The sequence below is a fragment of the Aeromonas sp. 600774 genome, from assembly GCF_049175075.1.
Classification (GTDB): domain Bacteria; phylum Pseudomonadota; class Gammaproteobacteria; order Enterobacterales; family Aeromonadaceae; genus Aeromonas; species Aeromonas veronii_A.
Map to the genome: position 1 here is coordinate 159,568 of NZ_JAAKUJ010000009.1, position 24,804 is coordinate 184,371.

23 protein-coding genes are annotated in these 24,804 nt (G+C 60.5%); 15 read left to right on the top strand and 8 right to left on the bottom strand.

Going from position 1 to position 24,804, the window contains the following annotated elements; all coding sequences use genetic code 11:
- Positions 1–191 precede the first annotated feature (191 nt).
- From rpsF to G5171_RS11750, 4 genes are all read left to right on the top strand, one after another.
- Entirely contained in the window at positions 192–578 is a 387-nt protein-coding gene (gene rpsF, locus G5171_RS11735) for a 30S ribosomal protein S6 (protein WP_005308887.1), read from the top strand.
- A gap of 30 nt (positions 579–608) precedes the next feature.
- Complete coding sequence (gene rpsR / locus G5171_RS11740; RefSeq protein WP_005308890.1) at positions 609–839, top strand: 30S ribosomal protein S18; 231 nt, start codon at positions 609–611, stop codon at positions 837–839.
- 52 nt (positions 840–891) lie between these two features.
- Positions 892–1,338 carry a 50S ribosomal protein L9 gene (rplI, locus tag G5171_RS11745; RefSeq protein ID WP_005340490.1) on the top strand — a complete coding sequence of 149 codons (447 nt, stop codon included), beginning with the start codon at positions 892–894 and terminating at the stop codon, positions 1,336–1,338.
- Positions 1,339–1,439: 101 nt separating this feature from the next.
- Positions 1,440–2,180, top strand: a complete 741-nt coding sequence (locus G5171_RS11750) for a ferredoxin--NADP reductase (RefSeq protein ID WP_421250772.1) — start codon at positions 1,440–1,442, stop codon at positions 2,178–2,180.
- A gap of 49 nt (positions 2,181–2,229) precedes the next feature.
- Here G5171_RS11750 and G5171_RS11755 read toward each other — a convergent pair whose 3' ends face one another.
- Positions 2,230–2,580 (bottom strand): hypothetical protein, encoded by a 351-nt coding sequence (locus G5171_RS11755; RefSeq protein WP_042053367.1) that lies wholly within the window; start codon positions 2,578–2,580, stop codon positions 2,230–2,232.
- Between the two features lie 19 nt (positions 2,581–2,599).
- Positions 2,600–2,896: a hypothetical protein gene (locus G5171_RS11760; protein WP_040067567.1), complete on the bottom strand. Its 297-nt coding sequence runs from the start codon at positions 2,894–2,896 to the stop codon at positions 2,600–2,602.
- A 255-nt stretch (positions 2,897–3,151) separates the two neighbouring features.
- Between G5171_RS11760 and G5171_RS11765 the strand changes: the two genes are divergently transcribed.
- Entirely contained in the window at positions 3,152–4,162 is a 1,011-nt protein-coding gene (locus G5171_RS11765; protein WP_421250773.1) for a Preprotein translocase subunit SecY, read from the top strand.
- 53 nt (positions 4,163–4,215) lie between these two features.
- Here G5171_RS11765 and G5171_RS11770 read toward each other — a convergent pair whose 3' ends face one another.
- Positions 4,216–4,383: a hypothetical protein gene (locus G5171_RS11770; RefSeq protein ID WP_005308905.1), complete on the bottom strand. Its 168-nt coding sequence runs from the start codon at positions 4,381–4,383 to the stop codon at positions 4,216–4,218.
- A 56-nt stretch (positions 4,384–4,439) separates the two neighbouring features.
- Between G5171_RS11770 and G5171_RS11775 the strand changes: the two genes are divergently transcribed.
- From G5171_RS11775 to gshA, 4 genes are all read left to right on the top strand, one after another.
- Positions 4,440–5,417, top strand: a complete 978-nt coding sequence (locus G5171_RS11775) for an NADP-dependent oxidoreductase (protein ID WP_421250774.1) — start codon at positions 4,440–4,442, stop codon at positions 5,415–5,417.
- 79 nt (positions 5,418–5,496) lie between these two features.
- On the top strand, positions 5,497–5,934 hold the full coding sequence (locus tag G5171_RS11780) for a YqaA family protein (protein ID WP_101531118.1): 438 nt from the start codon (positions 5,497–5,499) through the stop codon (positions 5,932–5,934).
- Positions 5,935–5,961: 27 nt separating this feature from the next.
- Positions 5,962–8,775 (top strand): M16 family metallopeptidase, encoded by a 2,814-nt coding sequence (locus tag G5171_RS11785; RefSeq protein ID WP_421260216.1) that lies wholly within the window; start codon positions 5,962–5,964, stop codon positions 8,773–8,775.
- Positions 8,776–8,836: 61 nt separating this feature from the next.
- The gene (gene gshA, locus G5171_RS11790) at positions 8,837–10,435 is read left to right on the top strand and encodes a glutamate--cysteine ligase (protein ID WP_421260217.1); all 1,599 of its coding nucleotides are present in this window, start codon (positions 8,837–8,839) and stop codon (positions 10,433–10,435) included.
- Between the two features lie 81 nt (positions 10,436–10,516).
- On the opposite strand, the gene G5171_RS11795 is transcribed toward gshA, so the two are convergent.
- Positions 10,517–12,307: an AMP-dependent synthetase/ligase gene (locus G5171_RS11795; RefSeq protein WP_167573616.1), complete on the bottom strand. Its 1,791-nt coding sequence runs from the start codon at positions 12,305–12,307 to the stop codon at positions 10,517–10,519.
- Between the two features lie 227 nt (positions 12,308–12,534).
- On the opposite strand from G5171_RS11795, the gene G5171_RS11800 reads away from it, so the two are divergent.
- Positions 12,535–13,038, top strand: coding sequence for a hypothetical protein (locus G5171_RS11800; RefSeq protein ID WP_421260228.1), 504 nt, complete (start codon positions 12,535–12,537; stop codon positions 13,036–13,038).
- A 37-nt stretch (positions 13,039–13,075) separates the two neighbouring features.
- Here G5171_RS11800 and rimI read toward each other — a convergent pair whose 3' ends face one another.
- On the bottom strand, positions 13,076–13,525 hold the full coding sequence (gene rimI, locus G5171_RS11805; protein WP_216980113.1) for a ribosomal protein S18-alanine N-acetyltransferase: 450 nt from the start codon (positions 13,523–13,525) through the stop codon (positions 13,076–13,078).
- A 111-nt stretch (positions 13,526–13,636) separates the two neighbouring features.
- On the bottom strand, positions 13,637–14,062 hold the full coding sequence (locus G5171_RS11810; RefSeq protein WP_216980114.1) for a DNA polymerase III subunit psi: 426 nt from the start codon (positions 14,060–14,062) through the stop codon (positions 13,637–13,639).
- A gap of 313 nt (positions 14,063–14,375) precedes the next feature.
- Here G5171_RS11810 and G5171_RS11815 point away from each other — a divergent pair, with 313 nt between their 5' ends.
- The 4 genes from G5171_RS11815 (at position 14,376) to prfC (ending at position 21,302) form a co-directional block, all read left to right on the top strand.
- Positions 14,376–15,989 (top strand): ATPase RavA domain-containing protein, encoded by a 1,614-nt coding sequence (locus G5171_RS11815; RefSeq protein WP_236347561.1) that lies wholly within the window; start codon positions 14,376–14,378, stop codon positions 15,987–15,989.
- 9 nt (positions 15,990–15,998) lie between these two features.
- Positions 15,999–17,453, top strand: coding sequence for an ATPase RavA stimulator ViaA (gene viaA, locus G5171_RS11820; protein ID WP_421260218.1), 1,455 nt, complete (start codon positions 15,999–16,001; stop codon positions 17,451–17,453).
- Between the two features lie 195 nt (positions 17,454–17,648).
- Entirely contained in the window at positions 17,649–19,496 is a 1,848-nt protein-coding gene (locus tag G5171_RS11825) for a diguanylate cyclase (protein ID WP_421260219.1), read from the top strand.
- A gap of 219 nt (positions 19,497–19,715) precedes the next feature.
- Positions 19,716–21,302 (top strand): peptide chain release factor 3, encoded by a 1,587-nt coding sequence (prfC, locus tag G5171_RS11830; protein ID WP_005340517.1) that lies wholly within the window; start codon positions 19,716–19,718, stop codon positions 21,300–21,302.
- 247 nt (positions 21,303–21,549) lie between these two features.
- Here the strand turns inward: prfC and G5171_RS11835 are convergent, their stop codons facing one another.
- Both G5171_RS11835 and mdtH read right to left on the bottom strand, forming a co-directional pair.
- Entirely contained in the window at positions 21,550–22,461 is a 912-nt protein-coding gene (locus G5171_RS11835; RefSeq protein ID WP_421260220.1) for a bifunctional helix-turn-helix transcriptional regulator/GNAT family N-acetyltransferase, read from the bottom strand.
- Between the two features lie 139 nt (positions 22,462–22,600).
- Complete coding sequence (gene mdtH, locus G5171_RS11840; protein ID WP_005340523.1) at positions 22,601–23,797, bottom strand: multidrug efflux MFS transporter MdtH; 1,197 nt, start codon at positions 23,795–23,797, stop codon at positions 22,601–22,603.
- Positions 23,798–23,889: 92 nt separating this feature from the next.
- Here mdtH and G5171_RS11845 point away from each other — a divergent pair, with 92 nt between their 5' ends.
- Positions 23,890–24,783, top strand: coding sequence for a LysR family transcriptional regulator (locus G5171_RS11845; protein ID WP_216980120.1), 894 nt, complete (start codon positions 23,890–23,892; stop codon positions 24,781–24,783).
- Positions 24,784–24,804: the final 21 nt, after the last annotated feature.

Sequence of the window (24,804 nt, forward strand, 5' to 3'; positions counted from 1 at the left end):
TAATTATTATCAATTGTTGTTTCTGATGATTTCCATCGGGAAAAACATTTAAGGCGGTCAGTTGCAGTGAGGGATGTGATTTCGTACAATACGCCGCCCTAGAAAAGCAGCGACTAAACACCTTTATGTTCCTTGCCTCCGAGGTCTGGCTGCACCTGGGCGGAGGCTGAATTAATCCGTAAGGAGCTAAAATGCGTCATTACGAAATCGTCTTCATGGTTCATCCGGACCAGAGCGAGCAAGTTCCCGGCATGATCGAGCGTTACACCGGCGCCATCACCACCTCCGGTGGTACCATTCATCGCCTGGAAGATTGGGGCCGTCGTCAGCTGGCTTACCCGATCGACAAACTGCACAAAGCCCACTACGTTCTGATGAACGTAGAAGCAGAGCAAGCCGTTATCGATGAGCTGGAAACCAACTTCCGCTTCAACGATGCCGTTATCCGCAACATGATCATGCGCACCAAGCACGCCGTGACTGAAGTTTCTCCGATGGCCAAGGCCAAAGAAGAGCGCTTCACCCGTCGTGACGACGAGCGCCGCGAAGAAGCTACTGAAGCTGCTTCCGAAGAGTAATTCTGGATCACTGACTAGAGGATAAAGGCCATGGCACGTTATTTCCGTCGTCGTAAGTTCTGCCGCTTCACCGCCGAGAACGTTACCGAGATCGACTACAAAGATATCGTTACTCTGAAAAACTACATCACTGAATCTGGCAAGATCGTACCGAGCCGTATCACCGGTACCCGCGCCAAGTATCAGCGTCAGCTGGCACGCGCCATCAAGCGTGCTCGTTACCTGGCTCTGCTGCCGTACACCGATCTGCACAACAAGTAAGAATCGGCCCGGCACTTAAGCCTAACTCAACGAAATTTATAGAGGAAAGGTAATGCAAGTTATCCTGCTCGACAAAATCGCCAAACTGGGCGGTCTGGGTGACCAAGTTTCCGTGAAATCTGGTTATGCCCGTAACTACCTGATCCCGCAAGGCAAAGCTGTTATGGCCACCAAGGCCAACATCGAAGCTTTCGGTGCTCGTCGCGCTGAGCTGGAAGCCAAACTGGCTGCCAACAAAGCTGCTGCTGAAGAGCGTGCTGCCAAGCTGGCCGAACTGGCTACCGTGGTTATCGCTTCCAAGTCTGGCGACGAAGGCAAGCTGTTCGGTTCCATCGGTACCCGTGACGTGGCTGAAGCCATCACTGCTGCCGGCGTAGCCGTTGCCAAGAGCGAAGTCCGCATGGGCAACGTTCTGCGTAACACCGGTGACTACGAAGTTGCTGTTCAGCTGCACGCTGACGTTAAAGCAACCGTACAGATCCAGGTTGTTGCCCTGTAATAGCGATTCGCTTTTGCAGAAAAAACCCGCGCACTTGCGCGGGTTTTTTATTTTCCGGCCCGGGGGTAGAGTGAAGGTCTGTTCCACTGGAGGAGATCTTTATGGCTTGGGTAGAAGGTCGCGTCATCGAACGCATCGAATGGACACCCACTCTGTTCTCCCTGCGGGTAGCGGCCGAGCTGGCTCCCTACAAGGCAGGCCAATTCACCAAGCTGGCCCTCGAGCAGGGCGATCGCCGCATTCAGCGCGCCTACTCCTTCGTCAATCCTCCCTCTGCGCCATATCACGAGTTCTATTTGGTCGAGATCCCGAGCGGTGAGCTGACTCCGTCCCTCGGCTCGCTGCAAGCAGGTGACACCCTGCTGGTACAATCCCAGGCCACCGGCTTTCTGACGCTGGATGAGGTGCCCGCTGGGCGCGATCTCTGGCTGCTCTCGACCGGCACTGCCGTCGGCCCCTTCCTCTCCATGCTGGCCGATGGCGAGGCCTTCAACCGTTTCGAGAATCTGGTGCTGGTGCACGGGGTGCGTAAAGGCGAAGAGCTGAGCTATCAGGATTTGATCGCCAGCTTTGCCGAGCAATATGGCGAGCGCTTTCGCTATGTCCCCTTTGTCAGCCGCGAGCCCTGGCACGATGCAATGGCAGGGCGGATCCCGGCGGCGATTGCCAATGGTCAGTTGCAGGCTAGAGTGGGGTTGGAGTTCTCACCCGAGCTGAGCCAAGTGCTTATCTGCGGTAATCCGGAGATGGTGAAAGAGACCCAGCAGACCTTGCTGGCGCTGGGGTTGGCCAAGAATCTGAGGCGTGCGCCGGGCAATATCAGTGCGGAGAATTATTGGTAAAACAATCAGCACAGGGGCACCAGGCCCCTGCTGCATCAGGAGAGGGCGTTCAGTTCTTCTTGCCGTTACCCTTGTTTTTATCCTTCTGTTTGTCGTGACCTTGCCCCGGGTTATTGCCGCTGTGGATGCTGCGGTTGTAGTGATCCCGGTACTTGCCATCCATCTTGTCGCAGTTGAGTTTGATCCGGCTGTCGCCAATGCCAAGATCCAGACAGTTGTCCTGCCACCAGTCGTACTCCTTGTCATCCCAGTCGAGATTGATCTTGATGTCATCACCGGAGATCTTGATGCCATCGCTATTTTTGCTTGGCGGTGCCGCAACCGCGATGCCGTGCGCCATGAGCAGGGAAAGCAGCAGGGCGCCGCGCCGGATAACGGGGTTGTGTTTAGCTTGGGTCATCGCAAGGGTACTCCTGTTGTTACTGGTCGCTCTGCGAGTTGGCTGGGACCTGGTTGGTTTTCGGTGGCTGGTTGCGATTCTCTTCATCTTCCAGATTGAATTTGACCGCCTTGCAGTCGACGGAGGAGGTCTCCCCGATATCCAGAGTGAGGCAGTCGTTCTGGGTCCAGCCGAACTGTTTGTCATCCCAGTCCAGATTGAATTTAAGCTCATCGACGGAAAATTCGGTGCCACCGCTCTCTGGATATTGCTGTGTCGCAGCGGCGCCGCCGGTAACCAGAAGAAGGGAGAGTAGCAAGGTGGTCGTACTGTTCATGATGGCCTCGGATAATTGCAACGGTGGATGAGTGTACGGATCTGGGCTGAACCCGGGCGGAATCGCACCTCATCTCACCAGATGATCAAGTCAGGGAGGAATTGTATCGCTTTTCTGCTGCCGATTTGTCCGTTTTGGTCGCACTCTGGGCAGCTGGTTGCCAATCTGAAGGAATTCAGTCATTTGCCCTTCTCTGTGCGAGTCTGGCGACTATAATCGGCAGCCAACTTTTCCTGCACAGCACACCCCTTCATCATGACCACACAGGACTCCTCCACACAGCGCTACCCCAAGGGGTGGTTCGCTCTGACGACGGTATACAGTTTCACCGGGTTGGCCATTCTGGCTTCCATTATCTTCTCCCTGCTGCTGTTCCTCTCCATCGATGACAACCCGCTGATGAAGTGGCTGTTCGGCGGCTTGGCCATCATCTTCGAGCTGGGCAAGTTTTACGTCTGGTACGAGTACGGCGAGCGCAAGGCGCGGCGGGATTTGAGTGGCGCTTTCTGGTCGCTGTTGTTCTACAGCGTGCTGGCTGCCATCTCCATCGGCGGCAGTATTGGTGGCATCAACAGCGCCACCAACACGGTACTGAGCCAGCAGGCGCGCCACGAGCGGGAACTCGCCCGTTTCGACGAGCAGATCGCCAGCATCGAGCGGCAGATCCAGCTCAACGAGGAGGCGGCCCGCAAATATATCGAGCTGGAGCGCATCTCCAGTGGCGTCTCCTCGTTGCAGCACGCCAATACCAAGCTGCGCTTGCAGCAGGATGAGCTGCGTCAGCAGCGCGATGCCAAACCGGTCAACGAACAATCCTCCATGCTGGGGTTGATGAGCAGTCTGGCGGACGGGGTGGGGATGAGCATCAGTCAGGTGCAGTTCCTGCTGGTCTGCTTCCTCTCGGTGTTGCTCGACGTGTTCGGTGCCTTTTTCGTCAGTCTGATCGGCGAGGAGAACCGCTTTCGCCGGATGTGGCGCTGGCAGCAGGATCAAGCTCGCAGAGAGGCGCAGGAGGCGTTGGCGATGGCTGCCCAGCCCGAACCCATCATGCCCCCAGAGCCAGCCCCCGAAGTGCTGGAGCAGGTGCGCGGTGCGCTGATGAGTGGTGAGCTCAAGTGCAGCAAGCGCTCGGTGGCGCAGGCTTTGTCACTCTCGTTGGAGGAGGTGGATCGGGTGTTCCACCACCTGCTGTCGCAGGGGGTGCTGGGGCAGGGGAGCAATCGCCACTACTACCTCAATCCGGCGCTGGAGCAGCAAGCCGGATAGTGAGAAGGCCACCGAAACTCGGTGGCCTTTTTCGTTATCGAGTGGCTTGGCACTCAGTGAGTCAGCACCATCATCAGGCTGAGGAAGGCGGCTAGTCCGCCACCGATGCCGATGATCCAGTAAAACCCCTTGGCCCCCTGTTTGAGCGGGATGCGGAAGTAGAGCAGAAACGCCCACCACCCCAGTGCCAGCAACAGAGGAATAAGAAACATTCGAGCCATGGTGTCCTCGCTGTTATTCTGTTGACCCTTGATCAATCAACAGGATGGATTGTGCAATGACGCAACTACAGATTACCGCATTCGGTGACCCCTCGGTACTCAAGCTCAACCCTTCCCTCGATAAGGTGCCAGCCGATGGCGAAGTGCGGGTGCGCATCTGCTTTGCAGGGGTTAACCCCATCGATGCCAAAACTCGCGCCGGTCTTGGCTGGGCGGCGGCCCAGAACAAGGACAAGCTGCCCTGGACACCGGGTTATGACGTCTCCGGCGTGGTAGAGAAGGTGGGCCCCGGCGTGACCTCGCTGGTCGAGGGGGATTTGGTGTGCGGCATGGTCGGTTTTCCTCTTACCGCCGGTGGCTACGGGGAGTCTGTGGTGGCAAGCGAGAGCGAGCTGGTCAAACTCGACGGGGTGAGCCTGCAGCAGGGGGCGGCGCTGCCGCTGGCCGGTCTCACCGCCTGGCAGGGGCTGCTTGAGCACGGCGGCCTCCAGAGCGGTCAGCGGGTATTGATCCTCGCCGGTGCCGGTGGTGTCGGCCATCTGGCGGTGCAGTTTGCCAGCGCCTATGGCGCCGAGGTGGTGGCTACCGCCAGCCCGGACAACCATGGCTTCCTGCACGCACTGGGGGCGCGCTGGATGGTGGATTACCACGATGCGAACTGGCCGGCACGAGTGGTGGCAGAGGCCGGTCAGGTCGATCTGGTGCTGGATCTGGTGGGCGGCGAGAGCGGCAAGGCGGCGCTGGCCTGCGTCAAGTCGGGTGGTCGCTTGGTGACTGTGCCTACCATTACCGCCCAGTTGATCAAGGATGCTGGGGCTGCGGCGGGGATCGAGGTGGTCGGCATGCTGGTTCACCCCGACCAGAAGCAGCTGGGGCAGATGTTGATGCTGCTGCGTCAGGGTGAGGTTAAGGTTACCCTCGCCGGTGAATTCCCCCTGGCCGAGGGGGCGCTGGCCCATCAGGCCATCGAAGGGGGCCATGTGCGCGGCAAGCTGCTGCTACGGATGCCTGCGGCCGATGGCTATCCGGGATGAGCGAGATGATGGAGATGGCACATGGTGTGGCTGTTATTGAGCGCCTCGCGTCCTTGCCTGGGGGGTGGGGACGCGCATCATGAATGAGCTAATGGAGATGGGGCTGGGGTGGCTCTTTTTAAGCGCCTTTACCTCCGCCACCCTGCTGCCCGGTAGCTCCGAAGTGCTGCTGGGGGCCATGGCGGCCAAGGGGGAGTGGAGCATGGCGAGCCTGCTGCTGTGGGCGACGCTGGGCAATACCCTCGGCTCCATGACCACCTGGTGGCTCGGCTGGCTCGCCACCTTCAAGAAAAAACCGGAAGATTTTCAAGGCCGTGGGGAACAAAAAGCCTTAGGCTGGCTCAAACAACATGGTCACTGGTGTCTGCTGCTTGCCTGGACGCCGGTGGTCGGTGATGGTCTCTGTCTGCTGGCCGGTTGGCTGCGCCTCTCCTTCTGGCGCTCTCTCATTCTGATCGGGCTCGGCAAATTGTTCCGTTATGCCCTGGTTTTTCTGCTGGCCAGTCACATTTTCTAGCCTGTTTTTGTCACTCACGAGGTTACCGTGAACAAAGTCATACCTTTAACGATTCTGCTGGGCTTCACCCTGCCGGTGCTGGCGGCACCGACCCTGATTGCCGAACAGGGCAAGGAGGAGGGCAAGCTCGCCATCCCCTACCAGATGTACAAGCTGGACAACGGCCTGACCGTGATCCTGGCCCCTGACCGCTCCGATCCGCTGGTGCACCTCGATGTGACCTATCACGTCGGTTCATCCCGCGAGACTGTCGGCAAGTCCGGTTTCGCCCACTTCTTTGAGCACATGATGTTCCAGGGCTCGAAACACGTCGGTGATCAGGAGCATATGCGGATCATCAACGAGGCCGGTGGCGACATGAACGGCACCACCAACAAGGACCGCACCAACTACTACGAGACTGTGCCTGCCAACCAGTTGGAAAAAGTGCTCTGGCTGGAGGCAGATCGGATGGGCTTCCTGCTCGATGCGGTGAGCCAGAAGAAGTTCGAGATCCAGCGCGCCACCGTCAAGAACGAGCGGGCCCAGCGGGTCGACAACCAGCCGTACGGGTTGGTGAGCGAGAAGGTGGGGGAGGCGCTCTATCCGCGTACTCACCCCTACTCCTGGCAGCCTATCGGTTACGTGGAAGATCTCGACCGGGTCGATGTGAACGACCTCAAGCAGTTCTTCCTGCGCTGGTATGGCCCCAACAACGCCACCCTGACTCTGGGCGGCGACTTTGACAGCAAGCAGGCTCTCGAATGGATCGAGAAATACTTCGGCTCCATCCCGCGCGGCCCGGACGTGGCCGAGCCGACGCCAAGGCCGGTGACTCTGCCCGAGACCCGCTACGTGACGTTGCAGGACAAGGTGCACCTGCCGCTGCTCTATATCAGCTACCCCACCGTCTCCCTTGGTGATCCGCAGGAGCCTGCGCTCGACATGTTTGCCGACGTGCTGGGCGGTTCCGCCAGCTCCATGCTCTACCAGTCGCTGGTGAAAACCGGCAAGGCGATCGATGTGGGGGCGTCTCACTACTGCGAAGAGCTGGCCTGTACCCTGACCGTCTACGCCTATCCCAATCCGTCGCAGGATGGCAGCCTCAAGACCCTCAAGGGGGAGGTGGACAAGGTGATCGGCGAGTTCGCCCAGCGCGGCCTCAAACCGGAAGATCTGGAGAAGGCGATCGCCAAGTACCGCGCCTCCGCCATCTGGGGTCTGGACAGCGTATCCGGCAAGGTGAGCCAGCTCGCCATGGGTCAGGTGTTTGCCCAGGACCCCAACTATGTGTTCAAGACCCTCGATGCCATCGGCAAGGTGACACCGGAGCAGGTGAAGGCCGCCTACGACAAGTTCATCGCCGACAAGCCGGCGGTGGTGCTGAGCGTGGTGCCCAAGGGCAAGACCGAGTGGCAGGTTGCCACCCCGAACTTTACTCCCGCCAAGCGCGAGCTGCCGGATTACAGCAAGCATGACGAAGCGCTGGCCGAACGACCGGTTAAAGACAATTTCGATCGCAGCGTGCAGCCCAAGGCGAGTGAGGCGGTGAGCGTCAAGGTGCCCGCCATCTGGCACGGCAAGCTCGACAAGAACATCGAGATCATCGGCACCAAGAGTGACGAGATCCCGGCCGTCTCCATCATGATCGCCCTGCCGGGCGGTATTCGTGCCGAAGATAAGGGGCAGCTTGGGCTGGCCAATCTGACTGCCGCCATGATGGGGCAGGGCACGGTGCGCCTGACCGAGGCTCAGCTGAGCGACGAGCTGCAAAAGCTGGGCTCAAGCATTGATGTCTCCAGCGCCCAGTACAACAACCTCATCACCGTCAGCTCGCTGGCGGACAAGTTGCCCCAGACCCTGGCGCTGGTGCGCGAGGTGCTGGAGCGCCCGGGCATGCGGGAGGCGGACTTCGAGCGGGTCAAGGCGCAGCTGCTGCAAGGGATGCAACAGGCCCAGCAGCAGCCCGAGTGGCTGGCCGGGCAGGCGTTCCGCGAACTGGTCTACGGCAAGCAGAACCGCCTCGGGCAACCTACCGACGGGGTACCGGCCGATGTGGCCAAGCTGACCCTGGCGGACGTGAAGCACTTCTATCAGGCCTACTACAACCCCACCAACGCCAAAGTGGTTGTGGTCGGTGATGTGGACCAGAAGCAGATCGAGGAGCAACTTGGCTTCCTGACCGAGTGGAAGGGGGCAACGCCAACCCTGGGGGATCTCAAGCTCAAGGGTGAGCAGGCCAAGCCGGGCATCTATCTGGTCGACAAGCCGGGGGCGCCCCAGTCGGTGATCCGCATCGGTCGTCGCGCCATGCCGTTTGATACCACGGGGGATTACTTCACCGCCGGGCTGATGAACTTCAACCTGGGTGGTAACTTCAACAGCCGCATCAATCTCAACCTGCGGGAAGACAAGGGCTACACCTACGGCGCCAGCTCGGGCTTCTCCGCCAACCGCGAGGTGGGCACCTTCGCCACCGGTGCCAATGTGCGGGCCGATGCAACCGTGGATGCCATCCGCCAGTTCCTCAAGGAGATGGACAACTACCGCAAGAGCGGCCCGACACCGGTGGAGCTGGCCTATATGCGCAGCGCGGTCTCCCAGCAGGATGCCCTCTCTTACGAGACCTTGGGCCAGAAGGCGGGCTTCCTGCTGCAGATGGTGATGTATGACCTGAAACCGGACTATGTGCAGGCCCAGAACAACCTGATCAAGACGGTGTCGCCCGAGGCGCTGAAGGCCAGTGCCGCCCGTTGGCTCAATCCGGCCGATATGGTGATCGTGGTGGTGGGAGACAAGCAAAAGCTTGAAAAACCCCTGAAGGAGCTTCATCTTCCCATCTATCCGCTGCAGTTGCCGTAACTGACGCTTTATAAAAATCAAGAGCCGCCCCGGATGGGGCGGCCTCACATGAGCCGTGAATATGACTACAACAAGCTTGTCGCTCACCGAGTTGCTGAATGCGTTGGGATCACCGGAGCGCCTGACCGCGCTCAAGGGGATCCGGCGCGGGATCGAACGTGAATGCCTGCGCATCACGCCGGATGGCCGACTCGCCCAGAGTGACCATCCCCGGGCGCTGGGCTCGGCCCTGACCCATCCCAATATCACCACCGACTACTCGGAGAGCCTGCTGGAGTTCATCACCCCGGCCACCGACTCCATCGATAGCCTGATGGAGCAGCTCGGCGATATCCATCACCATGTGATTCAGCATCTGGGTGACGAGCGGATTTGGCCGCTCTCCATGCCCTGCTTCGTCGGTGGGGAAGAGAGCATCCGGCTGGCCCAGTACGGCAGCTCCAACATCGGCAAGATGAAGACTCTCTACCGTCAGGGCTTGAAGAACCGCTACGGCAGCCTGATGCAGGTGATCGCCGGGGTGCACTTCAACTTCTCCATGCCCGACAGCTTCTGGAGCGAGTGGCAGGATCTGGTGTGCGAAGGGTGCTGCAGCCAGCGCTTTATCTCCGACAAGTACATGGGGCTTATTCGCAACGTCTACCGCTTCGGCTGGCTGGTGCCCTATCTGTTCGGCGCCTCCCCGGCCATCTGCGAATCCTTCCTCAAAGGGCGCAAGAGCAACCTGCCGTTCGAGAAGACCGGCAAGGGCACCCTCTATCTGCCTTACGCCACCGCGCTGCGTCTCTCCGATCTTGGCTATACCAACAGCGCCCAGGCTGGGCTCAAGATCAGCCACGACAATCTGCCGGCCTATGTCAGCAGCCTGCGCCGCGCCATTAACACCCACAATCCCGACTTTGCCAAGATCGGGGTCAAGGTGGATGGGGAGTATCGTCAGCTCAACGACAACGTGTTGCAGCTGGAGAATGAGCTCTACGCCCCGATCCGCCCCAAGCGTACTCCGCGCAGCGGCGAGAAGCCTTCGGATGCGCTGGATCAGCGCGGCATCGAATACATCGAGCTGCGTACCGTGGACGTCAACCCCTTCACCCCGCTCGGCATCGATGCGGATCAGATCCGCTTCTTCGATCTGTTCCTGGTCTGGTGCCTGCTGCGCCCCTCTCCGGTGCTGAGTGACGAAGAGATTGCCCGCAACCGCCGCAACCAGAACAAGGTGGTGCTGGAGGGACGTCGTCCCGACCTGACGCTGGAAGATGAGCAGGGCAATGCCATTGGCCTCAAAGAGTACGGCCTTAAACTGTTTGACGAGCTGGCTCAGGTGGCCGACCTGCTGGATCGCTGCTGTGGCCGCAACCGCTATCGCGAGACGCTGGCGATGCACCGCGAGAAGCTGCTCGACCCCGAGCTCACCTACTCCGCCCGCATGCTCAGGGAGTTGCTGGAGAGCGGCAAGGACAACGGCTGCTATGGCGACAAGCTGGCTACCCGCTATCGGGAGGAGCTGCTGGCAGGGGAGCTGCAATACTGGGATGAAGCCTACTTTGCCGGTGAGGCGAAGGATTCGCTGGCCAAGCAGCGCGAACGCGAGCGCAGCGACAGCCTGTCGTTCGATGACTTCCTGGCCGACTACTTCGGAACCAGTACCCCCACGGCCTGAAGGCTGGTTCATACCAACCAAGGTGCCAACAAAAAGCCGCTCGAGTGAGCGGCTTTTTGATTTCTCTGAACCTGAGCGATATCAGACGTGGTTATACATGGCCTCGATTTCGCTCTGGTATTTTGCCTCGATGATCTTGCGGCGCAGCTTCATGGTGGGGGTCAGTTCACCCAGCTCCATGGAGAAGGCGCTCGGCAGCAGGGTGAACTTCTTCACCTGCTCGAACTTGGCCAGCTCTTTTTGCAAGTCGGCGATGCGGGCCTCGAAGAACTCCATCACCCGGGAGTGGCGCAGCAGCTCGGTCTTGCACTGGTACTGCAGGTTGATGGAGCGGGCGTACTCCTCAAGCGACTCGAAACAGGGGACGATCAGCGCCGAGACGAAGTGGCGGGCATCGGCGACGATGGCGATCTGCTCGATAAAGCGATCCTTGCCGATGGTCCCTTCCACCAGCTGCGGTGCTACGTACTTGCCGTTGGAGGTCTTCATCAGCTCCTTGAGGCGCTCGGTGAAGTAGATATTGCCCTGGCTATCGAGCTCACCGGCATCGCCGGTACGCAGGAAGCCATCTTCGGTCATCACTTCGGCGGTGGCGTCCGGCTTGTTGTAGTAGCCGCGCATTACGGTGGGGGAACGCACCAGCAGCTCGTTGTTCTCACCCAGCTTCACTTCGATGCCGTTCAGTGCCGTGCCGATGGAGCCCAACTTGAACTGGCTATCCTCGTAGCAGCAGACGGTGGCGGTGGTCTCGGTCATGCCGTAGCCGTACTTGAGGTTGAGCCCCATCGCCTGGAAGAAGAGGTTCACATCGTCGGCCAGGCGGGCGCCCGCCACTGGCAGGAAGCGGGTGCGGCCGCCGAAGCGGGCGCGCAGCTTGCGAAACACCAGTCGCTCGGCGAGCCAGAGCTGGCCATAGAGCAGCGGGGAGGCGGACTTGCCCGCCTGACGGGTGGCAACCATCTGCTTGCCGACCTTGGTCGCCCAGCCAAACAGGGCGCGGCGCAGAGCCGGAGCCTGAGCAACTTTGGCCTGGATCATGGCGTAGGCCTTCTCGTAGAGGCGCGGCACGGCGCACATTACGGTCGGCTGCACCTCGCCAATCACATCCATCACCTTCTGTGGATCGCGGATATAGACGTTCTCGGCACCGCAGTAGAGCACGTAGTAGCTCCATGCCCGCTCGAACACGTGGCTGAGCGGCAGCATGCAGAGCGACACATCCTGCTCGTTCAGATCGAGGCGGCTGTTGTGCATCTCGAAACAGGCGGCGATGTTGCTGAAGTCGAGCATGACCCCCTTGGGCTCGCCTGTGGTGCCGGAGGTGTAGATCAGGGTCAGCAGATCATCCATCCGGTACTGGGTTTCCCGTACTCGCAGTTCCTGCTCGCTGGGCTGATGGTTGCCGGAGACCAGAAATGTCTGGAAGTGGCTCGCCTGCTCGCAGCCGCGCAGGTTGACGCTGCCGTCGAGGGCGATGAGCTGGCGGATCTCGCCGCTTTCAATCAGTTGCAGCGCCTGATCGAACTGGGGTTGTTCGCCAACGAACAGTACCTTGATGCCGGCATCTTTGACGATGTAGCGCAGCTGATCGAGGGTGCTGGTGGGGTAGATAGGGACGCTGACACCGCGGGCAGCAAGGATGCCGAGATCGGCCTGGGTCCACTCCGGCATGTTGCGGGCATAGATGCCGACCATTTCGGTTGGCTGGTGGCCGGCACGGATCAGCGCCTGTGCGCAGTAGTCCATGGCCTGGCCCAGAGTACGCCAGCCGATGGCGCGCCACTGGCCATCTTGCTGAACCCGCAGGGCAGCCTTGTTGCCAAGCTGGGCAATACGTTCACGCATCAGTCGAACCAGATGAAGCTTCGGCATCAGTTAAACATCCTTTAATTACAGTTGTACGCCCGCGAGGGCACTAAAAATCGGGCTAGAGTTTAAACTCCAACATTACAGCTTACAAGTGTTCGCCGTTTGTCTTGGATCACAAAGAGCGCAAATAGCTCTCCCTTTGCGCAGACTGGCCGATACTGCTATGAGGCAGAGAGAGGGTTAACGATATGAATCTGTGGGTGAAAGGGGCGTTGGCCGCGGTCGGGCTGATGGTGGTGGGGGGGGCTGCGTTTTGGTTCTTTGCCGGAACGTCATCACAGGGGCCCGCCAATCCCTGGTATCAGGGGGCCGAGGGGTATCAGCAGGCGCAGCAACAGGCGCTGGCGTTGGGCTATCCGCTGCTCTATGTGCTGGAGACCCCCAAGTGCCGCCGCTGCGGCGATCTGGAGAAGAAATTCTGGCAGAGCAAGGAGATGGCTGGCCCGCTTGCCCGGCTGGTGAAGGTGCGGCTCAACCCGGGCAAGGGGGATGGCAGCGAGCAGATCCTGCGCCGCTTTCCCAAGGTCGCCACACCGCCTGGCATCTATATCCAGCAGCCGGGTCAACCCCTTAAACCGATCAAGATAGTGGTGGATATACAGCAGATCTGGATGCCCGGGAAAACCTGGCAGCGGGGCTTCTATATGCCGCTTTCTGCCGCCGGATTCGAGGCGGTGGTTCATACCACTCTCGCCTTGCAGGATCCGACGCTGGACAATGCCCCCCTCGATTGAAGAGGGCAAGGTGCCTGAGTGTGATGAACAGGCAGGATCAGCCGAAATCGAACAGCCGTGACATCAGCACCGCATCTTCCCGATCATTACCGGTGCCGTAGTAGTCGGCGCGTCGGCAATACTCGGCAAAGCCGGCACTCTCGTAGAGGTTGATGGCGGTCTGGTTGCCAGCCCGCACCTCGAGGAACCAGGCCTGTGCACCGGCTTGCTTGCTGCGAGTCAGGTAGGCTTGCAACAGTGCCCTTCCCAACCCCTTGCCCTGACATTCGGGATGGACACAGATGTTCATCAGCGAACTGTCTCCGGCTACCAGATCCGAGATATAGAAGCCGGCCGGGCGACCATCGACCAGCATCAAACCGTTGAGATAGCGAGGACCGAAGCAGGAGAGCAGGTTGGCCTCACTCCACGGCTCCTTGTGGGCAGCCTGCTCAATGGGGTAAACAAGGTCGAAATCGGCTTCGAGCAGGGGGCGAAACTCAGGCATGGTGACTCCGGGTAGCTGAATAGGGGATGTCTCGGGGTTGTCAGACACAACTTTTGTAAAATCAGGTAAATAGAGCTGCTTCAGTGAGGATGTTGAAGGCAGGATGCAGGATCATGCCGTGGAACTTGCCATATGTCGGCGCAGTTGTTGCCACAAGGCTCGCTTTTGCGCGGCGCTGGGGTCTAGCGGACAGATCAGCGCATCGGGTCGTTCCGGGTTGGCCTCCGTCAGCCAGAGTAGCGGCGAGGCGCCCGCCGTTTGCAGATCGGCAGGCGGCAGCTCGCTGAGCAGTGAGACCTCCTCGGGGGTCATGCCGAGCAGCTGGCAGATATCCGCCAGCAGCGTGGTGGCAGGCAGCTGAGGTGCCAGCAACCAGAGTTTGCCGCTGGGCAGCGGGGCGCTGGTGGCGGGGGCTGTCTGGCTGGTATGTTGCTCAAGCTCTCGAGCGGGGTCTGCGCCCAGCAATGCCGGACGACGCAGTTGCCAGCTTTGAATGCCCATGCGGGCCAACATGCTCTGACGAACGGGATCTTGCATTTGAGGCGACTCACTCTTGATCTGCATTGGGGAAAAATGTGTTGCGCAGGGTACACTCGAACCGCTTTTGCTGCACCCTTTGCAACGCATCATCTGGCGCATGCTGGCATGGTGCCATCAGGACACTGGCTATGCATGGGCGCAACACGATGTCTATACGGTATCACGCCGACCTTGGTTTTTTTCCTGCCAGAGGCGGGTATTGTGCGGCAAGAGATACCAGAATAACCATCATAACCAGACAAAACCCTATGGCGAATAGATGGATATCACGCCTTGGGGTCATCATTATCCCAGCTTCGGAACCGTCTCTATGTCGCCTTTAGCTCAAGCCAAGAACCCTGCGCGTCTTATTCCTATCCAGGAGCGCCTGCCCCGGTTGCTGGCCGCCCTCGGTGAGGGACTCTACGAACGGCAGGATGCCCTGCGCCTCGGTCTGCTGGCGGCCCTCAGTGGCGAGAGTGTCTTCTTGCTGGGGCCACCCGGTATCGCCAAGAGCCTGATCGCACGCCGCCTCAAGCTGGCCTTTCACGACGCCCGCCACTTTGAATACCTGATGACCCGTTTCAGTACGCCGGAGGAGGTGTTCGGCCCCCTCTCCATTCAGGCGTTGAAAGAGGATGGCAAATACCTGCGCCTCACCGCTGGTTATCTGCCAGAGGCCGAGGTGGTGTTTCTCGACGAGATCTGGAAGGCGGGCCCCGCCATCCTCAACACCCTGCTTACCGCCATCAACGAGCGACAGTTTCGCAACGGCGACAGCCAGCACCCCATCCCGATGCGGTTGCTGGTGACCGCATCCAACGAACTACCGGCGCCGGATAGCGGGCTGGAAGCGCTTTACGACCGGATGCTGGTGCGGATCTGGATGGATCGGGTGCAAGAGAAAGCCAACTTTCAATCCATGTTGGCCAGCGATGGTCACGCCCACCAGAACTTGCCGGAATCCCTGCAGATCCGGGGTGATGAGTACGAGCAGTGGCAGAGCCAGATTGAACAGGTGCGCTTGCCGGATGCCTGTTTCGAACTCATCTATCAGCTGCGCCAGCAGCTCGACAGCCAGTTGGCCCACCGCTGCTATGTGTCGGATCGTCGCTGGAAGAAGGCGGTACGGCTTATCAAGGCGAGCGCCTTCTTCAACGGTCGTGACGAGGTCGCGCCGGTAGATCTGCTGCTGTTCAAGGACTGTCTATGGCATGACGAGGAGTCTCGTACCGCCCTGCTGGAGATGATGACCGAGTTTTCCCGCCTCTATGGTTATCAGCAACTGGCGATGACCCGCCAGCTGCTGGCGCTGCGGGATCAATTCAAACAGCTCAAGCAGGGCGTGTCCCAGCGTCTCTGCTGCAAGGCACGCAAGCGTAAACAGTGGTTTGGCCGTCGGGCGAGGGGGATCGAGATCCCGCTCGCCAATGCCAGACCCTTTGGTAAACAGGTACACTTCCATCTGCTCACCCCGGCCCCGCTGGATGGCAGCGATCCTGAGCGTCTTACCAGCACCCTGGTGTTCGATCGTACCCTGCTCTCCCATTGGCATCCGACCGGTGAGGCGCTGGTGGGCTATGAGTTCGGCAACCCGAAAGAGGGGCATTACGAGCTGGTGCTGGACGATGAGCTGCGCCTGCAGGTGCTCGATATCCAGCGCCAGCAGATCCCGCTGGTATTGATGGAGCGCAACGCCATCCCCGAGGTGGTGCTGGCGCCCTGGCTGCAAGCGCTCGACGAGCAACTGGTCCAGGTCGGCAAGGTGATGCAGGAGCTTAAACAGCAGCGCACTCTGTTCGAGCGTCATCGGCAGCACCTATTTATTGCCCAGCGCTGGCTGCAACAGGTGGAGGACAGTTTCTTCGTGCTGAACCGGGATCTTGAACTGCTGCGTGGCGAGTTGGTGCATTGGCGTGAGCGGTTGCCAAGACTGGACGAGTAAGGAGCGCTCATGCTTGAGATTGGCATGCTGGATCTGGGGCTCCTGATCGGTGAAGGGGAGCTTGCAGGGGAGGTGGCACTTTTGCTTGCTGCGTCGCCCAAGATCTCCGAATTTATCAAACGCTCCCCGCTGCAGGGCAAGCTGCTGAAAAAGCGCCTGCAGAGCTGGGGTGAGCAGCTTGGCGAGGAGATCCGTCACAAGCCGGTGCCGGTGGCGCTGGAGCAGGAGTACCTGCTCTATCAGGCGCACCGACAGTTGCCGATGACCGAACTGATAGGTCGTTTGCCCACTCTGCTGGAGTCGCTGGATCACTACAGCCCCTTCGCCGGTGAGGCACGCTCCTTGGTGCGTCAGCTGATGGCCCATCCTACCGAGGGGCTGCGCCAGCTCTTTATCGACAAGTGGCGTGCCAGTCTGGTGGGTAGCCTGCTGCAACTGCAGCAGCAGATCGCCGAGGCGGAGCGGGAGAAGCAGCGTCAGGAGATTGAAGATCAGCTGCTGGCGAGTCGCACCCTGGCTGATGCCCTTGATCCTAATCAGATTTCCGCGGGCGGCCTTTGGGATCTGGCGCAGGGGCACTGGCACAAACGCAGTCTGGTGCTGGTCAAGCAATACGCCCGTATGTTGCAGCGCGAGCCCTTGCTGGCGGAGATTGCCGCTCTTCTCGGGCGCAGCGAGCGGGATCGCCGGGCGCAGGAGCAGCCGGTGCCACCGGTTCAGGTGCTGGAGCTGGAGCCCGCCCCCAGCGACGATGTGCCGGACGACCTGGTGGGCATCCACCAGGCGAGCGACCTGATGCGGCTACTGCCAAGCGAGGCGGTGATGCTGGGGCTGCCGGAGCTGGAGCTGGAGTTCTACCGCCGCTATCTGGAGCGGCGCCTGCTCAGTTACCAGTCACGCGGCACCTTGCCGCGCCAGCGCATCATGCTGCGCACCCCGGAGCAGGGGGGGCAGCAGTTGCAGCAGCGGGGCCCCTTTATCGTCTGTGTCGATACCTCCGGCTCCATGGGGGGCTATCCCGAGGAGTGTGCCAAGGCACTCTTTCTTGCGCTGCTCAAGGTGGCGATGGATGAGAAGCGCGGTTGCTACCTGATGCTCTTCTCTACCGAGGTGGCGACCCTTGAGATCACCGCCGATACCGGACTGGACAAGGCGGAGCGCTTCCTCTCCATGAGCTTTCACGGTGGTACCGATCTGGTGCCTTGTCTGGAGAAGGCGCTGGTCAAACTCGATGAGCCCGCTTTTGCCAAGGCGGATGTGCTGGTTATCTCGGACTTTATCGCTCAGAGTCTGCCCCATGCCTTGCTCGAGCAGATGAACTGCTATCGTCAACGCCAGACCCGATTTCACGCCGTCGCCATGTCCCGCCACGCCAAGCAGGCGCTGCTGCGGGTATTTGACAACAGTTGGCTGCTCGATTGCGGTCTGCGCGGTCGGCTACTGCGGCGCTGGCAGCATCATTAGTTACCGGGAGGGAGCCAGCCCCCTCTTTCGCTCTGTATCCCCCTCCTCATTCCAACGTTATGATATTGCTGTAAAATGTGAGATGAAACCCATTCAAGTCCTCTCTCCTTGCGGTAGCCTTTACAGCCGTTGTTACAGGGTGATTTTCCGGTATCGGGTCGCCTGCTGCTCTTTCCCCATTCATCCGGAGTGTTTATGAGCCGACTTGCCTTGCTGCTGTTGCTGGCGGTATTCGGGCTGGCAGCCAGACCCTTGTCCCCCGAGCAGTTGGAAAATGAACTGGAGGAGATGGAGCAGGTCCATCAGCCTATCGAGTTGCTGCGGGAGCGCGTTGCTCGCTTGCTGCGGGATGGCAGCGACTATCCACCGTCCCAGCTGATGCGGATCAGTCGTCTGGCTTGCTGGGCCCAATCTGCCGATGACATCCAGGCGTCTCGCCGTGCGATTGCGTATGCCGACAGCCAACTGGTGCTGGCTCAACAACGGGGAGATGACGCAGCCATTGCCGAGTTGCTCATCTGTCGTGGCTGGTTCAATCAGCTGCTCGGCGAGGTGGCACAAGCCCGTCGGGATTATGATGAGGGGCTGCGGTTGGCAGGGGAGGCCGCTGTGCTCAAGCTGGAGGCGCTGGCGCTGTCCCACCGGGGAGCCATGTTGTCGTTTCAGGGGGCGTCAGGGCAGGGGCTGGTGGATCTCACTAGGGCGCACGACATCTACGAACGGTTGGGATTGACCACCTGGTATAACCGGGCGCAGCTCGAGATTGCCGCCGCGTTTCGCCGCATGGGTCTCTATGCCGAGGCTCTCACTACCCTGAACCGGTTGCATGAACACTTTGCCCACAACCATGACGGGTTCGGTTTGGCCAGGATGAGAGAGCAGCTGGCTCTGGTCTATCTGGAGACGGGGCGCTATCAGGAAGCGCAGCAGGAGCTCGAACGTAGTCTCGCCTTTTTGCAACAACCCGAGTACCGGATTGAACATGCGGATCGTCAAGTGATGCTGGCGGAGGCTCTGCTCGGTCTGGCGCGCCTGGAGCAGGCCGGACGCTTGCTGGCGCAGGCAGCAGGCGTGCTCACCCCTGAAGTTGATCCTACCCTCCACGCCCATCTCGAGCTGGTAATGGCCAAACTGCAGGTGAAAATGCGGGATCCGGCCCCGGCCTTGAGCGCACTGGCGAAGATTGAACCGATCCTGAAGGCTGAGGGGCACACTCGTTACCTGATGGATCTCTACGCAGTGCGCAGCGAAGCATTCGAGCTGCAAGGGAACTATCCGGCTGCGCTGGCGGCCTTGCGGGATCATTTGGTGCAAGAGCAGCGCCTCGACCAGATGCAGCGAGAGCAGAGTACAGCCTGGGTGCGCGGCCAGTTTGAACTGACCCGCCAGGCGGAAGAGAACAAGCGGTTGCGGGTCGAGCAGCAGTTGCAGCGGCAGGAGCTGGCGCAGATCAAGGAGCGTCGCTTCTGGTTGCTGGTGGTGATGGTGCTCTGCGGTGGAGTGGCTCTGCTGACGATGAGATGGTTGCTGGAGCGCAATCGTCGGATGCATCGGTTGGCCTTTACCGATGAGCTGACCGGCATCGATAACCGGCGTCGGGTGCTGGTGGATGGGCGCGAGCACTTTGAGCTGGCCCGCAGGCAGCGAATGCCCTTTTCTCTGCTGCTTTTTGATATCGATCACTTCAAGCGGATCAACGATTCGCTGGGTCATCATCAGGGAGATCGGGTACTGCAGTGGGTATCCAGAATGGTGGCAAGAGAGTTGCGGCAGCAGGATCTGCTGGGCCGTACCGGTGGAGAGGAGTTTTTGGCACTGCTGCCGGAGACGGGGCTGGAGGAGGCGTCCCGTTTGGCTGAGCGGATCCGCGCCAGGGTCGGCCAACGGGCGTTGCCCGGTTTGTCCCATCCGGTGACCATCAGCATCGGGTGTGCCTGCCAGCGCGATGATGATCAGGATCTGGCCGCGTTGATCCGGCGTGCGGATGAGGCTCTCTACCGGGCAAAAGGGGCCGGGCGCAACCGGGTGGAAACAGACGACTGACGGACTGGGTATTTTTCACTCGCGCGGGTATAATGTCGCGCAATTTTGCTTTGACTCAGGCGAGAAGACCAATGTAACGCAACCCTCCTCCCTCTCTCCACCAGGTTGGCAACACGCCAGCTGGCGTGGCTTTCGTTGCGTATACATGTGCCGTGAGCGGCATTCCGGATTTATTCCCACGGTGGCTGATGCCACCGCTCAATAGAAGAACGTTGAATTATGTCAGCTGAATTTCTGAGTGAAGTCTCCAAGAGACGCACTTTTGCGATCATCTCGCACCCGGATGCGGGTAAAACCACCATCACCGAGAAAGTCCTGCTGTTCGGACAGGCCATTCAGCGCGCCGGTACCGTCAAGGGCCGTGGCTCGGGCCAGCACGCCAAATCCGACTGGATGGAGATGGAGAAGCAGCGTGGTATCTCCATCACCACCTCGGTGATGCAGTTCCCCTATGCCGATTGTCTGGTCAACCTGCTCGACACCCCGGGTCACGAGGACTTCTCTGAAGATACCTACCGTACCCTGACCGCGGTCGACTGCTGCCTGATGGTCATCGACGCCGCTAAGGGTGTTGAAGACCGGACCCGCAAGCTGATGGAAGTCACCCGTCTGCGTGATACCCCCATCCTCACCTTCATGAACAAGCTGGACCGCGAAGTGCGCGATCCGATGGAAGTGATGGATGAAGTAGAGCGCGAGCTGAAGATCATGTGCGCCCCGATCACCTGGCCCATCGGCTGCGGCAAATCCTTCAAGGGTGTCTATCACCTCTACAAGGATGAGACATATCTCTATCAGAGCGGTCAGGGCCACACCATCCAGGAGAAGCGGGTGGTCAAGGGGCTGAACAACCCGGATCTGGATGCCGCCGTCGGTGAAGATCTGGCTCAGCAGCTGCGTGACGAGCTGGAGCTGGTGCAGGGCGCCTCTCCCGAGTTCGATCACGATGCCTTTATCGCTGGCGAGATGACCCCGGTCTTCTTCGGTACCGCACTGGGTAACTTCGGTGTTGACCACATGCTGGATGGCCTGACTGACTGGGCGCCGTCTCCCATGCCGCGCAAGGCCGAGAGCCGCGAAGTGGTGGCGACCGAGGAGAAGTTCTCCGGTTTCGTGTTCAAGATCCAGGCAAACATGGATCCGAAACACCGCGACCGTATCGCCTTTATGCGTATCGTATCAGGCACCTACAGCAAGGGCATGAAGATGCGCCACGTGCGTATCGGCAAGGATGTGAACATCTCCGACGCCGTGACCTTTATGGCCGGTGACCGTGAGCAGGCGGAAGACGCCTTCGCCGGTGACATCATCGGTCTGCACAACCACGGTACCATCCAGATCGGTGACACCTTCACCCAGGGTGAAGATCTCAAGTTCACCGGTATCCCGAACTTTGCACCGGAACTGTTCCGCCGCATCCGCCTGCGCGACCCACTCAAGCAGAAGCAGCTGCTCAAGGGGCTGGTCCAGCTCTCCGAAGAGGGCGCGGTACAGGTGTTCCGTCCGCTGATTAGCAACGATCTCATCGTCGGTGCGGTCGGTGTGCTGCAGTTTGACGTGGTGGTTTCGCGCCTCAAGAGCGAGTACAACGTCGAGGCCATCTACGAGGCGGTCAACGTCTCCACCGCCCGCTGGGTGGAAGGCACCGACGTCAAGAAGTTCGAGGAGTTCAAGCGCAAGAACGAGGTCAACCTGGCCCTCGATGGCGGTGACAACCTCACCTATATCGCACCGACCATGGTCAACCTGCGCCTGGCTCAGGAGCGTCACCCGGACGTGGAGTTCCGCCAGACTCGCGAGCACTGATAAGTGCTTGCCTGCTCGGCAGACAAGATAAAAGAGACCCCGCTTCGGCGGGGTCTCTTGTTTTGTGCCGTTTTGCCTGTTTAAGGAGGGATGCAGGGGGTAATGATTCAGCATATACAGTCGCAAGCAGCCCTCACCCTAGCCCTCTCCCGGAGGGAGAGGGAACCATCAGAGGTCTGCCTGAAAGGTCGCGGAAGTGTTTTTGCCCCCTTCTCCCCTTGCGGGAGAAGGGTTGGGGATGAGGGTGCTACCCCAGTGTCAGCACCATGCAGATCTCGCAATCCCCGTGGCCGGTGCAGCCAAGGGGGCCGGGCAGGTGTTCAAAGCCCAGTGATTCATAGAGGCTGGTGGCTTCGCGCAAGACCTCGGTCGTTTCCAGATAGCAGCGCTGATAACCAAGCGCGCGCGCCTCGTCTAGTGCCTGCAATACCAGCCGTTTGCCAAGGCCCAGTCCGCGCAGGGCGGGCATAAAATACATTTTCTGCAGCTCGCAGACCCCCTCTTCTCCCGCCAATGGCGCGATACCGCCACCGCCGAGGATGGAACCGTCTGGCCCTTCGATAACCCAGTAGCGACTCTTCTCCCCCTGATAGCTCTGGGAGAGGGTGTCGAGATTGGGATCCGAGACACCATACCCCTTGTCTGCGGTGAGGCCATATTCGGCCGAGACGGCGCGGATCACCAAGGCGATATGGGCATTGTCTGCCGCCGTGATGGGGCGGATCTGGTAGCCCCGCTGGCGACGGGCGCGGGAGAGGGCGCTGCGATAGAGCCGCAACCCTTGCCACAGCTGCTCCCGCTCGGGCAGGCTCAACTGCGCCAGCATCTCTTCCATCGCCCCGTCCATCTCCCGGTGCAACTCCAGCAGCATCCCCTGACCGTTGACGGTGAGGCGGGCCTCCTTGCTGCGGCCGTCGGAGGGGTGCGGGTGCCAGCTGATGAGCTCCCGCTCGGCGAGGCGTGCCAGCGGACGGCTGGCGTTGGATTTGTCGATGTGCAGCTTTTCTGCCAGCTGCTGATTGGTAGCCGGGGCGTTTTCCAGCTCGATCAGCAGGTGAGCCTCGATGGGGGTGAGGGCCAGATTGCCGCACTGCTGGGAGAGCATGCCGAGTTCGCGAACCAGATCGCGCGACAGGGCGCGCAGGGGACGGGGATCCATATCGTGGGTTCCTTTTTAGTTGTGCATGACAACTAAAATAGCGTAAAAGTTGTAATTCGCAACCTTTTGCTGTGATGACTTGCAGAATATGAGGTGAGCGGCAGCCCCGTTGATTGGGCTGCCGCAGGTGGGGCGGTCGTCAGGCGGCGGCTCTGATAGCCAGCTCCGGGCGGCGGGAGAAGCAGCGGGCGAGCAGCAGCATGGTGGCGACGCCTATGGTGCCCAGCACCAGCCAGGGGAGGGCCGGTTGTCCCTGTTGCAGCGAGAAGTCATAGAGGGAGCCACCGCCCACGTAGCCGGTCATGCCTCCCAGCGCCAGTCCGAGGCGGCTGAAGCCCATGTAGCTACCGCGGGCTGTGGGGTTGGCAAGCCGGGTCATCAGGGTCTCCCGGGCCGGTTCACAGATGATGATCCCCAGATAGAAGCAGGCCAGCAGTACGAAGATGCCGGAGAGGGTGCTGACGAAGGCGACCAGCCCGATCCCCACCGTCATCAGCAGGATACCCGCCATCAGTCGGCTCTCCAGCCGATAGCGCCGCTCGCTGAAACGGGCGATGGGGTAGAGCAGCGCCAGTGACAGCGCCGTTTCCAGGCTGTACATCCAGCCCACTGCCGTGGTGGTGCCGGAGAGCTGCTTGACCAGAATGGGGAAAATCAGCATCACCTGTACCCACAGCATGTAGTAGCCGCTCAGGATCAGTACCAGTCGGCAGAAGGCGCGATCCGCCAGCACCTGTCCCAACCCTTCCCGCATCGGAGTCGGTTTGACTGAGAGGCGGTAGGCGGGCAGCAGGGTCCAGTTGCACAGGGCCGCCAGGGTGAAGAGTCCGGCGCCCAGCAGGCAGACGTAGGTGAAGTCAAAACGCAGCAGCCAGCTGCCGAGCAGCGCACCGGTGACGGCTCCCGCGCTCTCCAGCATCATCAGCAGGGAGATAAAGCGGCCCCGCTCATGGGGACGGGTAAATTTGATCACCAGTGCCGCCCGTGGCGGGTCGAACAGGCAACCGCCCAGACCCGAGAGGAAGCAGGAGAAGATCAGCATGGCGCCGCTGTCGGCCCAGGCCAGGGTGGCAAAGCCGACGGCGCGCAGCAACATGCCGGTGACGATGAGCGGGCGGGCGCCGAAGCGGTCGGCAAGCGAGCCGCCAAAGATCCCCAGCCCCTGCTGGGTCAGCTGGCGCAGGCCGAGGGCCAGCCCCACCAGACCGGCCGCCCAGCCGAGCTGGTCGACGAAGCGCAGGCTGATCATCGGCATCACTACAAAGAAACCCAGGATCACCAGTGTGGTATCCAGCGCCAGAAACCAGCGTCCCCAAAACCTCGCCCTATCGACCATAACGCCCTCTCATTCACAGATACCTTCATTCTGGAGAGGGTTTAGATATAGTGGTAGACGACAACTACCTATATTTCATATCAGGATTATTTATGTCTATGGATCTGGACGATCTGCAACTGCTGCTGGATGTGGCCGAGCTGGGCAGCTTCAGTCAGGCGGCGGCCATTCGTGGCTGGTCACAGCCGCTGGTGAGCCAGCGGATTGCCCAGCTGGAGGAGAGCCTCGGGGCACCGCTGTTTCAGCGTCATCGGCGTGGGGTGACGCCGACCCGTGCCTGCGAGGAGTTTCTGCCATCGGCCCGCTCTGCGCTGGCGATCCTGAGCGAAGGGCGGCTGGCACTGCAGGGGGCGCCTGCGCTGCCTTGTATCCGTCTCTCCAGTCTGCCATCCCTCACTTCGGTGGTGTTTGGCTCGTTATTGATGGAGCTGGTGGACGAGCCGTTCGAGATCCGCTGCACCACGGATCACTCCGGCGAGATCATGCAGTCGTTGCTGACCGGGGAGGCCGATATCGGCTTTGTACTCAAGCGCCCGCCGGTTGCGGGCCTCCAGATGGAGCTGCTCTGCTGCTCCCCCATTATCGCTATCGCCTCGCCATTGCATCCGCTGGCCGGTTGTCACGGTCTCACCCTGGAGGATATTGCCGACCAGCGGCTGGCGCCTCAGGTCTGGGGGCCGGGGTGTGACGTCTTTATCCAGCAGTTGCGGCGGTTGCGGCGGGCCGCCAGCCCCCTGCATGCGGTGCAGCCCGCCAGTGCGGCGCGGGATCTGGCGCTGGAACACGGGTTTATCACCCTGATGCCGGAGCTGGCCATCAAGCGGGATCTGGAGGTGGGGCGGCTGGTCAGGCTAGATGTGCGCAATCTGCCGCAAGAGCATTGGGATGTGATGATGGCGTGGCGCGGTGGCAAGCGGCCCAACCCGGCCCGGGAAACCGTGTTGGCCACCGCCCGCGCGCTGGCGAAACGGTGGCGCAATGAGTAGAACGATGCGGGACAAGGCCCG

What these genes read in the sequence shown, in the direction of transcription:
- rpsF (WP_005308887.1), top strand. Translation starts at nt 192, where the DNA reads ATGCGTCATTACGAAATCGTCTTCATGGTTCATCCGGACCAGAGCGAG.
- rpsR (WP_005308890.1), top strand. Translation starts at nt 609, where the DNA reads ATGGCACGTTATTTCCGTCGTCGTAAGTTCTGCCGCTTCACCGCCGAG.
- rplI (WP_005340490.1), top strand. Translation starts at nt 892, where the DNA reads ATGCAAGTTATCCTGCTCGACAAAATCGCCAAACTGGGCGGTCTGGGT.
- G5171_RS11750 (WP_421250772.1), top strand. Translation starts at nt 1,440, where the DNA reads ATGGCTTGGGTAGAAGGTCGCGTCATCGAACGCATCGAATGGACACCC.
- G5171_RS11755 (WP_042053367.1), bottom strand. Translation starts at nt 2,580, where the DNA reads ATGACCCAAGCTAAACACAACCCCGTTATCCGGCGCGGCGCCCTGCTG.
- G5171_RS11760 (WP_040067567.1), bottom strand. Translation starts at nt 2,896, where the DNA reads ATGAACAGTACGACCACCTTGCTACTCTCCCTTCTTCTGGTTACCGGC.
- G5171_RS11765 (WP_421250773.1), top strand. Translation starts at nt 3,152, where the DNA reads ATGACCACACAGGACTCCTCCACACAGCGCTACCCCAAGGGGTGGTTC.
- G5171_RS11770 (WP_005308905.1), bottom strand. Translation starts at nt 4,383, where the DNA reads ATGGCTCGAATGTTTCTTATTCCTCTGTTGCTGGCACTGGGGTGGTGG.
- G5171_RS11775 (WP_421250774.1), top strand. Translation starts at nt 4,440, where the DNA reads ATGACGCAACTACAGATTACCGCATTCGGTGACCCCTCGGTACTCAAG.
- G5171_RS11780 (WP_101531118.1), top strand. Translation starts at nt 5,497, where the DNA reads ATGAATGAGCTAATGGAGATGGGGCTGGGGTGGCTCTTTTTAAGCGCC.
- gshA (WP_421260217.1), top strand. Translation starts at nt 8,837, where the DNA reads ATGACTACAACAAGCTTGTCGCTCACCGAGTTGCTGAATGCGTTGGGA.
- G5171_RS11795 (WP_167573616.1), bottom strand. Translation starts at nt 12,307, where the DNA reads ATGCCGAAGCTTCATCTGGTTCGACTGATGCGTGAACGTATTGCCCAG.
- G5171_RS11800 (WP_421260228.1), top strand. Translation starts at nt 12,535, where the DNA reads ATGGTGGTGGGGGGGGCTGCGTTTTGGTTCTTTGCCGGAACGTCATCA.
- rimI (WP_216980113.1), bottom strand. Translation starts at nt 13,525, where the DNA reads ATGCCTGAGTTTCGCCCCCTGCTCGAAGCCGATTTCGACCTTGTTTAC.
- G5171_RS11810 (WP_216980114.1), bottom strand. Translation starts at nt 14,062, where the DNA reads ATGCAAGATCCCGTTCGTCAGAGCATGTTGGCCCGCATGGGCATTCAA.
- G5171_RS11815 (WP_236347561.1), top strand. Translation starts at nt 14,376, where the DNA reads ATGTCGCCTTTAGCTCAAGCCAAGAACCCTGCGCGTCTTATTCCTATC.
- viaA (WP_421260218.1), top strand. Translation starts at nt 15,999, where the DNA reads ATGCTTGAGATTGGCATGCTGGATCTGGGGCTCCTGATCGGTGAAGGG.
- G5171_RS11825 (WP_421260219.1), top strand. Translation starts at nt 17,649, where the DNA reads ATGAGCCGACTTGCCTTGCTGCTGTTGCTGGCGGTATTCGGGCTGGCA.
- prfC (WP_005340517.1), top strand. Translation starts at nt 19,716, where the DNA reads ATGTCAGCTGAATTTCTGAGTGAAGTCTCCAAGAGACGCACTTTTGCG.
- G5171_RS11835 (WP_421260220.1), bottom strand. Translation starts at nt 22,461, where the DNA reads ATGGATCCCCGTCCCCTGCGCGCCCTGTCGCGCGATCTGGTTCGCGAA.
- mdtH (WP_005340523.1), bottom strand. Translation starts at nt 23,797, where the DNA reads ATGGTCGATAGGGCGAGGTTTTGGGGACGCTGGTTTCTGGCGCTGGAT.
- G5171_RS11845 (WP_216980120.1), top strand. Translation starts at nt 23,890, where the DNA reads ATGTCTATGGATCTGGACGATCTGCAACTGCTGCTGGATGTGGCCGAG.